At 59.8% G+C, this 9,505-nt stretch carries 8 protein-coding genes; 1 reads left to right on the forward strand and 7 read right to left on the reverse strand.

Going from position 1 to position 9,505, the window contains the following annotated elements; all coding sequences use genetic code 11:
* Positions 1–173: 173 nt before the first annotated feature.
* Both WBR57_RS23270 and icmH read right to left on the reverse strand, forming a co-directional pair.
* On the reverse strand, positions 174–350 hold the full coding sequence (locus WBR57_RS23270; RefSeq protein WP_424087044.1) for a PAAR domain-containing protein: 177 nt from the start codon (positions 348–350) through the stop codon (positions 174–176).
* Positions 351–378: 28 nt separating this feature from the next.
* Positions 379–1,068 (reverse strand): type IVB secretion system protein IcmH/DotU, encoded by a 690-nt coding sequence (icmH, locus tag WBR57_RS23275; RefSeq protein ID WP_424087030.1) that lies wholly within the window; start codon positions 1,066–1,068, stop codon positions 379–381.
* 716 nt (positions 1,069–1,784) lie between these two features.
* Between icmH and gltS the strand changes: the two genes are divergently transcribed.
* Entirely contained in the window at positions 1,785–2,996 is a 1,212-nt protein-coding gene (gene gltS / locus WBR57_RS23280) for a sodium/glutamate symporter (protein ID WP_424087032.1), read from the forward strand.
* A 51-nt stretch (positions 2,997–3,047) separates the two neighbouring features.
* Here the strand turns inward: gltS and WBR57_RS23285 are convergent, their stop codons facing one another.
* The 5 genes from WBR57_RS23285 to WBR57_RS23305 form a co-directional block, all read right to left on the reverse strand.
* A complete protein-coding gene (locus tag WBR57_RS23285; RefSeq protein ID WP_424087034.1) occupies positions 3,048–4,787 on the reverse strand; it encodes a dipeptidase in 1,740 nt (579 codons plus the stop codon).
* 95 nt (positions 4,788–4,882) lie between these two features.
* On the reverse strand, positions 4,883–6,100 hold the full coding sequence (locus WBR57_RS23290) for a phospholipase D-like domain-containing protein (protein WP_424087036.1): 1,218 nt from the start codon (positions 6,098–6,100) through the stop codon (positions 4,883–4,885).
* Positions 6,101–6,152: 52 nt separating this feature from the next.
* Entirely contained in the window at positions 6,153–6,800 is a 648-nt protein-coding gene (locus WBR57_RS23295) for a MotA/TolQ/ExbB proton channel family protein (protein ID WP_424087038.1), read from the reverse strand.
* A gap of 17 nt (positions 6,801–6,817) precedes the next feature.
* Positions 6,818–9,100 (reverse strand): TonB-dependent receptor, encoded by a 2,283-nt coding sequence (locus tag WBR57_RS23300; protein ID WP_424087040.1) that lies wholly within the window; start codon positions 9,098–9,100, stop codon positions 6,818–6,820.
* A 24-nt stretch (positions 9,101–9,124) separates the two neighbouring features.
* Positions 9,125–9,505, reverse strand: a 381-nt coding sequence (locus WBR57_RS23305) for an energy transducer TonB family protein (protein WP_424087042.1), incomplete at its 5' end; no start/stop codon positions are given.

Here is a 9,505-nt window from a genome sequence, read left to right on the forward strand (position 1 = left end):
AGAAGTCGATGGCCTGGTGGTGACTGACCAGCTCCAGTTCGAGTTTGAACGGCTGGGACAGGCCCTCTTGAAGGGTGAACGAGACCACTTCGAAGGGATCGCCCCGCAGCGGTTCGAAGGTGTAGCGCAGGTCGCTTTGACGGGGCATGGGGCTTCCTTATGGTGAGTCCGGGTCAGTTGATCAACCAGCTGGCGTCGTCGTTTTCCAGTACACCTTCGTGGTCGGTGCTGTCGCCGACGCGGGCAACAGCCCGGCCGTTGACAGTGAAACTCCTTGATCCACTGGCGACAGTGACTGGGCCAAACGCTATACAAGCATGGTCGTGACCGACCAAAACGACGGCAGGTATGAGGCTGCTCATGGCTTTTACATGGGGGTTAGAGCTTGAGAATTTTGTCCAGTGAGGCGAGGACTTCTTCGGTGATGGCGTTCAGTCGCAGGGTGTAGATTGTGTAGGCCGTGACTAGTACGACAGCGGCCAGTGCCCATGGCGTCCACAATGGCCACGTGCGTTTGATCCGGTAGTTACGCGGCGCAACGTTGGTCAACGGGTAGGTCAGGCGCTTGGGTGTTTCGCCACGCAGGGGGCGCAGCAGGCCATGCAGCTGGTCGATGATTTTTTGTATTTCGTCATCGCCCTTGGCATGGGCACCATATTTGCCTTTGAGACCGGAGATCAGGCACTGGTACATGAACTCCAGCACATGCTGGTACCTGGCCGCTTCGGGGATCATGTTGTTCATGACGGTAAAGAATTTTTCGCCGCCCCACGTCTCCTCATGAAACTGACTGAGCAGTGAGCGTTCACTCCAAGTGGAGGACTTGCCCCAGGTAGTGCTCATGACTACCTCATCCACCAACAGGCACAGGCTGTAGGAGTAGGCCTTGAGCATGCCGGCGTCGTAGTCGAGCTGGCTGACTTCTTCCATGATCGTGGTGATCTGGTTGCTGACGCTTTGGTACATTGCGGACACATCGTCGTGCCGGTCCAGACGCCGCAGGCGGATCACCAGACCGATCAGCGGCGTGGCGGCATCGCAGAGGGGGTTCCAGGCCAGTCCACGCATATCGAATTCGGGATCTGCGAGCAGCGGTTCAGGTTTGGTGCCAGTAGACGTCGCTTCAAGGGTGTTTTCGGGCGAGGCGACAGATGTTGGTTCTGTGTGGGTGGCTCTGTTTGATACGGCGTCACTCATCGCGTGCACTCTTCTCTATCTAGGTTGGTTGCAGACATGCAACGCCAGTCCTGTATGGAAGTTCGCTGCTGGCGCCACTCTAGGCTGACAAGATTTGGCGCCTCAATAGGGCGTGAACGATCGAGAGCCGTCCTACAATTGCTGATGTAATAGGCTGTCAGTTTTGACCGTCTTTGGCGGGCGCCTTTCGGCGGCAGAAGTGGCTAGAGGCCTTGAGGGGGGGCATATTCCGCGCGGCGTTACATGGGCGCACCTAGACTCCTGGCTATCAGTCTTTCATGCAGGAGTTGCCAGCTTAGCCTAAGTAGTGAAAATGTAGCCTGTGAACCAACGAGGCGTACCTAAAACCTCTTTGGAATTAACGAATTACACGATAAATGAGTGCCTCGTTTCCCGCTCCATATTCAATCAAAACGCCGATCAGAGATGATCGGCATTTTTGTTTGTGTCGCTTTTTTCTGGCCTGTAAGAATTTTCATTGGTTCCGCCGGAATAGTCTGTAATCAATGTCTGGTGGGTGTTTGCACGATCCACTCTCTCTACTCTGGGCTGATCATTCTCCTCGCTCTCCTCAGAGAATTGCCCAGATGCTTCAACTTGATTTCTATTCGACCCTGGTCGCCGCGTCGCTGGTGCTATTGCTGGGGCGTTGGCTGGTGGCTCACATCAACTTTTTACGGGCCTACAGTATTCCGCAGCCGGTCGCGGGTGGGTTACTGGTTGCCACATTACTGCTGGCTTTGCGAGTGCTGGCGGATGTCGAGGTGCGTTTCGACGCTTCGTTGCAAACCCCATTAATGTTGGCGTTTTTTGCCACCGTTGGCCTGAATGCAGACGTTGCCAGCCTGAAGAAAGGCGGGCGGGTACTGGGGATTTTCCTGCTGGTCGTGACGGCGTTGCTGGTGATGCAAAACGTCATGGGTATCGCCTTGGCGAAAGCGCTGGGGCTCGACCCGTTGATGGGCTTGCTGGCCGGCTCGATCACCTTGTCGGGTGGGCACGGCACCGGCGCCGCATGGGGTGTGGTGTTCAATGAGCGGCACGGGGTGGCTTCCGCGTCTGAACTGGCGATTGCATCGGCGACGTTTGGCTTGGTGCTGGGTGGCTTGATTGGTGGTCCGGTCGCGCGCTTGCTGATCAAGCGTGTCCAGGTGCCGGGCGGCGAGCACGTGCAACCGCAGCTGCCCAAAGGGTTCGAGCAGCCCAATCAAGAACGCATGATCACTTCATCTTCGTTTATCGAGACCCTGGCGTTGCTGGCGATCAGCATGCAAGTCGGGACGTTCCTGAGTGGTTTCATCCAAGGCACAGCCTTCGAGCTGCCGACGTTTGTGTGCGTGCTGTTCGTCGGCGTAGTGCTGCGCAACGGTTTGTCGATACTGGACTGGTGCCCGGTGTTCGAACGTGAAGTGTCGCTGCTGGGCAATGTCAGCCTGTCGCTGTTCCTGGCGATCGCGCTGATGTCGCTCAAGCTCTGGGACCTGAAGTCGCTGGCCTTGCCGATTGTCATTCTGCTGGCCGCGCAGGCGCTGTTAATGGCGTTGTTTGCGATTTTTGTGACGTTCAGGGTGATGGGTAGCAACTACGATGCGGCCGTATTGGCGGCAGGCCACTGTGGTTTCGGGCTGGGTGCCACGCCTACCGCAATCGCCAATATGCAGGCGGTGACTCAACGCTTTGGCCCTTCACAGATGGCCTTTCTGGTGGTGCCGATGGTGGGCGCGTTCTTCATTGATATCACCAACGCGGTGGTGATCAAGTTGTTCCTGGCGCTGCCGTTCGTGGGCGCGGCGGGCTGAGGTCCGGTGTGCACGTGTCGAGCCCGCCCTTGCGGCGGGCTCGACCTTCACTCAGAGCTTCGGCAACTGCCCGATCCGGCCCATCATTTCAGTGACGATCTGCAGGTCCAGCAAGAACTGGTCGACCGTCTTGAACTCATTGTCGGTGTGCCCGGTGTACTTTACCTCGGGCCGCGCCAGGCCGAACTGCACGCCATTGGGCAGCTCGTGCACCGAGGTCGCACCGGCGGACGTGCCGAACGTGTGCTCCATGCCCAGGTTCTCGGTGGCCACGGCCAACAATGCTTTCACCCATTCGCCTTCCGGGTTGCGGTACATCGGTTCGGCGACCGAGTAAGTGAAGTCCACCTTGACCTTGGTTTGTTTTTCCCAGGCGCTGAGTTTGTCGGCGATTTCGGCTTTGAGTTTCTCCGGCGACTTGCCCTTCGGTACGCGCAGGTTGACGGCCAGCTTGAAGGCTTTGTCATCCAGGCCGACGAAGGTCAGCGAGGTGGTCAACGGCCCCATGAACTCATCGGAGAAACCGACGCCCAACTTGCCACCCAGATAATCCAGGCCCCAGTTGTCGGCGGCATAACGCGCCGCATCGGTGATGTGGTTGTGCTTGAGCGCAATCTTGCCGTCTACGCTGTGGATCAGCTCGAGCATGCGCGACACCGGGTTGATACCCGATTGCGGCTCGGAGGAGTGTGCCGATACGCCGGTCACCGTCAGCTTGACCTCTTTGCCGACCACGTTGGCCGTCACCTGGAAGTCACCGCCGTTGCGCTTGGCATAGTCCGCGCCGGCCGTTTGCAGGCTGGCCGCCAGCTCGGCAGGCTTGTCGCTGATCAACGTGGCTACCGAGGCCGATGGAATCTGGTTGGTGGCCATGCCGCCGGTCATCGAGATGATTTCCGCGCCTTTGCCTTCACCTTTGCGGCGCGGGAAGGTGGCCATGACCGTGCCGTAGCCTTTCTCGGCAATCACCACCGGGTAGCCACCGTCCAATGCCAGGTTGTACTGCGGCGTCGGGTTGTGCTCGAAGTAATAGGGGATCGCGTCGCCGGAGGTTTCTTCGGTGGTGTCCACCAACAGTTTGAAATTGCGCGCCAGCGGCAGCTTCTCTTCCTTGATCACCTTCATGGCGTACATGGCCACGACGATGCCGTTCTTGTCGTCCTCGGTGCCACGGCCATACATGCGGTCGCCGATCAGCGTGACCTTGAACGGGTCGAGCTGGGTGCCGTCTTTCAACACCCAGTTTTCCGGGGTTACCGGCACCACGTCGGCATGGGCATGAATGCCGACCACTTCATCGCTGCTACCTTCCAGGGAAATTTCGTACACGCGGTTATCGATGTTGCGGAAGTTCAGGTTGAAGTTTTTCGCCAGGGCCTGGATCTTGCCGGCAATCTTGATGAATTCCGGGTTCTGGTACTGCGGCACACCGTCCACGTTAAACGTCGGGATTTCCACCAGCTCGCGCAGGGTTTCGATGGCGGCCTTGCCGTATTTCACGCGGGTATAGATGCCCAGCAGGCGATTGATTTCGTTCTGCTGGTCGGCGCTCAGGGTTTTGTTGTCGAGGAAGGCATTGATCGCCGAGCCCACATCGGCAGTTTTGCCCAGGTCGCCCTTGGCCAGAGTGCCGAGAAAACCGCGGAAATCGGTGACGGAGCTTTCGTTGAAACGCTTGAGAATCGCCGTGCTCTGGTCGGGCGTAATGTTAGCGAAAGCGGGTGTGGTGACAGCCGAAAGGCCGGCGACGAACAAGGTGGCAGCCGCCAGTTGCTTGAGTGAAAAGTGCATGGAGAGACGCATTCCTTTGCAGGTAGTGAGGAGGACGTTCCTGATCGATATGTCAGAAACATTTTCACACACTACCATTACCTTGGTGCCCTTGGTCAAGGCTGGCCAGGGTGAGGCTCGGGGTAGTCGTCGACCACGTTCAACGGTTTGGCATAGGGGCCATCCCACAACTGCTCATGCAATTGCCCAACACGCTGGGCCATCGCTTCGCTGCGCATCACCACTTCCAGGTTACGCGAATTATCCAGATAACCACCCAGCCAGTTGCTGGTGCCGATCCAGGCGACCTGGCCGTCGATTTCCATGGTCTTGCTGTGGATCACCCGCGCATAAGGGATAAACCCTTGCCTGGCTTGCGGCAGAGTGACGATTTTGATTTGAACGTTAGGCAGCACCGCCAGGCTTTTCAGGTACGGCAGTTCGAGCTTGTCGGTGTTCCAGTTGGACACCATCAGCTTGACCGACACCCCACGTGCCGCCGCTGCGCGCACGGCGTTGTCGATCACCGCGTAGTACGGACGGGTCTTGTCTGGTCCGTAGGACAGTGGTGCATAGTCCAGCAATTGCACGCGCACTTCCTTTTTGGCCTCGCCCAGCAAGCGTGGCAGTTCCAACTGTGAATCGCCTACGCCGGGCGGGTTATAGCGTTGCGGGCTGGCGACCAGGTAGTTGCCGGTGCGCGGCGGCTCCTGGCCCGCAACAGGCAGCGGCACCGGTTGATTGGCGGTCAGCGCCTGCTGGGCGTTCCAGTCCTGCTCGAAGATCGCCTGCACCTGACCGACCACCGTTGCATCACTGATGCGCAATCCAGTTTCGTGGATGTGTTCCAGCGAGCGCCAATCGAAATTCTGGCTGCCGACAAATGCTTGCTTGCCATCCACCACCATATATTTGGCGTGGATGATCCCGCCGCTTACTCGGGCGTAGGGCACTACGCGAAAAGTGAGATTGGGGATCGCGCGCAAGCGCTCAAGCGTGGCCGGTTCCGACAGCTTCAAACCCTTTTCTTCGAGTAAAAAGCGAATCTTCACACCGCGTTTTCCGGCGGCTTCCAGGCGCTCGATCACCTGTTCCATTACCGAGCCTGGGTGATCAGCGGCGTAGAACTGGCCGATATCGATGCGAGTTCTGGCGCCGTCGAACAACGCGCTCCAGACCGGCCCTGGCTGGCGCAAGTCGGGTGTGCCGAGGGCGGTTTCCACGGGCACGGTGTGCACCAACTCAAACCCTGGAATCGAAAAATCCGCCTGTGCCAGCGGACTCATCAGCACGCCGGCCAGGCCTGCAAGGCGTAATTTCAAGCAAACAGACATAGGCATTCCTGTCACAGAAGAACGCGGGCGCATTGCGCGCCCGCTTGAACGTTTACGCCGTGCGGCTATGCAGCGGTGTTGGCACCAGGTGCGGCAGTTCACCCTGCACGCGGGCACCGGTGGCGGCGCGGATCAGCAGGATTTTCAGCTGGTCGTTGATGCGCTCCAGGCTGTCCTGGAAGAAGTTGTGGAACACCACGCAGAACAGCGCGATGGCGATCCCCAGGCCAGTGGCGAACAACGCCGTGCCGATACCACCGGAAATCTGCCCTGGGTCGGACACGCCGGCCGTGGCGAGCGCCTTGAACGTGTCGATGATGCCCAGAATGGTGCCCAGCAGGCCCAGCAGCGGGGCGGCAGTGGTAATGGTTTCGATGATCCACAGGCTGCGAGCCAGTGGCGCGCGGGTGGTCAGGTACTGAGTTTCGATGACGTCATCCAGGTCCTTGCGCGACCCTTGCGTCGCTTTCTGGGCCAGGACCGGCAGCACCATGTTCAGCGGCAGGCTGTGACGGCGCGTCAAGCTTTCCGGCAGGTCGCGTTCGCTGTGCACGTGGGCGCCGAGCACCTCGGTCAGCGCGCGGGCCTGGCGACGCACGTAAGCGAAGTAGATACCGCGCTCGATAGCGATAAAGATGGCCACGGCCATCGCGGCATACATCACATAAAAGGTGATGTCGTGGAGCAGATTCATGTCCATGTTCAATTACCTCGCCGTCAGAAATTGGCTTCCAGGGAAACCGTCACAGTGCGTTCCAGGCCCACGATGTAAGCCGGGTCGCCGTCGCGAAAACCGCCGTAGGTGGCCGCGTTGGTCTTGGTGGTGTACACGCCGTCCAGGTACTTCTTGTCGAACAGGTTGTCGACGTTCAGGCGCAGGGTCGCGTCCTTGACCACTTTCTTGTCCACCGGCAGGTAGATGCCGGCGCCGGCGTTGAACACGGTGCGCCCGGAAATCGCTTCGTCGTTGGTCAGGTCGCCGTAGAGCTTGCTGGTGTACTTGCCGCCGAAGGTGCCGTAGAAGCGGCCGTCGTCGTAGCCGATGTTGGCGGCCAGCATGTTTTTCGGCACGTTGGCGAACTGCTTGCCGCTGGTGGGCAAGAGAATGGCTTGGCCGGCGTTGTAGACGGTCAGGTCGTCCTGCTGTTCGGCCTTGGTGTAGGTGTAGGAGGTGTAGTAGTTGAAGTGATTGGGCAGCAGGCCGCTCCACTCCAGTTCCAGGCCGCTGTTGTTGACGGAACCGGCGTTGATGTCGGCGAAGTCACCGTTGATGTCGCGCGACGACACCTGGCGGTCCTTGAACTGCATGTAGAACAAGGTGGCGGCCACGGTCATGTCGTTATCGGTGTAGCGCCAGCCCAGTTCGTGGTTCCAGCTGGTTTCCGGCTTGGCATCGATGGAGCCGGCGCCCTTGTCGTACAGCACGTAGTTCTGCGGGATGCGCATGTTGCGCGACAGGCTGTAGAACAATTGATCGCGTTCATCCAGCTGGTATTTAAGGCCGACGTTGGGCAGCAGTTTGTTGTAGGTCTGGTTACGTTTTTCCGCCTGTTCGGTGAGGCTGCCGTGGTTGGTGCCGTCACGCTTGACGTTCATGTAGGCCAGGCCGGCCACCAGGGTCCAGTCCGGGTTGAGGTACCAGGTGTCCTGGGCCCAGACCTTCTGTGCCGGGGTGACGGTGAAACGGTCGCGGCCCTGGATGGTGTTGCCATTGGCATCGACCACCGCGTCGTTGGAGTCCGGCCAGGTGTCGACCGGTTTGCCGCTGGTCTTCAGCGGAATGAACGGTTGGGTCTGGCTTTGGCGTGCGCGTTCATACCAGTAACCCACTTGCACGCTGTGATCGCCCAGGTCCCAGTTCAGCTTGGTGGTAATGCCCGGACGCCAGGTCTGCGTGCGCGAAGGGCGGTAGTACACACCGCTGTTCGGGGTGCCATCGGCGTTGTATTGGGCGCCGGTAGGCAGGTTGCCGAGGTCGAACACGCCGCCCTGGTTCGAGCCGCGGTTCAAGGCATAGCTGGACGAGCCGACACCGCTGCCATTACCCCAGTAGTAATACGGGATCACCGACAGCGCGAGGTTGTCCGCGAGCTTGAACTGGGTGTTGAGCACGGCGGTGAAGGTCTGGAACGGGTTCTGCGCCAGGGCGTAATAGCTGTTGTACTTGCCATTACTGCCCACGGCAGGCGTGGCCGGGTAGGGGTCGTACTTGCGGCCGTTCTGCTGGTACTGGGCCTTGGTCAATTGGCTGTAACTGTTGTTGTCCTGCTCGTGGTACTTGAGGATCAGGTTGGCGGTGTTGCCATCGCCGGCGTCGAAGAAGCTGTTCCACTCGACTTTATCCGCGCGCACGGCGCCCGAACCGCGCCACATCTGGCCTTCGGTATGGGACGCCGACAGCCAGTTGCTCAGGCCGTTGATCTCGCCGGTGTTGAGGCGGGCAAAGGTCTTGCGCGTGGCGTTGCTGCCCATGATCTGTTTGACGAAGGCACCGGTTTCCTTGGTCGGACGAATGGTCACGATGCCGATGTTGCCGCCGCTGGAGCCAATGTGCGGGCCGTCGGCTTCCGCCGAGCCCTGGGTAACGAAGATTTGCTCGATGTTTTCCGGGTCGCCCAGCAGGTTAGAGTACAGCGCGTAGTTGCCGGAGTCGTTGATCGGCATGCCGTCTACCGACATGCCGACCTGGTCGGAGTTGAGGCCGCGCATGGTGAAGCGAAAGCCCGACAGGCCGGTGGCGTCTTCGCTGGAGATGTTCAAGCCCGGGGTATACTTGAGCTTGTCGACGGCGTTGCCGGTGGCGGTCTGTTTATCCAGCGCTTCCTTGGTGACGGTGGAGCGGCCCTTGATGCTTTCTTCCTGCACCATGTAGCCGCCACCTGCCGTAGCTTTGCCCTGAACGCCAATCGTCCCGACGTCGCTGTCGCGGGTGTCGGCCATGACCATGCCATGGCCCATGCTTGCGGCAACGAGTGCCAAATGAATCCGTGTGAACCTCATCACTGTCGTCCTGGTGTCGGGTGCTTATTGCACGCTGTAGTTGAAGGTGGCGGTGAAGCGCTGCTCATTGCGCCCCCCGAAGGCTTGCTCGGGGAACGGCTTGACTTGCTTGATCCGGCGCAAGCTGTTGGTGGCCGCACGGTTGAGCAACATGCTCGAGGCCTGGGTCTGCAAGCCGGAGTCGAGAACCCGACCCTGGCGATCTACCAGCAGCCAGACCACCACTTCGCCGGTCGGGCGTTCGAGGGAGGCCTGGCGTCCGGTGGGGTACTGCTTGTAGGTGTCCAACTCGTTGCGCAAACCCTTGAGGTAGCCGCCTTCCAGCGCTTGGCCGTCGACCTTGGGAGGGGCGGGCGGCGCCGGTGTTGGCGCCGACTGGGCAACGGGCGCGGGTGCCGGTTTGGC

The organism is Pseudomonas sp. (assembly GCF_049590575.1).
Taxonomy (GTDB): domain Bacteria; phylum Pseudomonadota; class Gammaproteobacteria; order Pseudomonadales; family Pseudomonadaceae; genus Aquipseudomonas.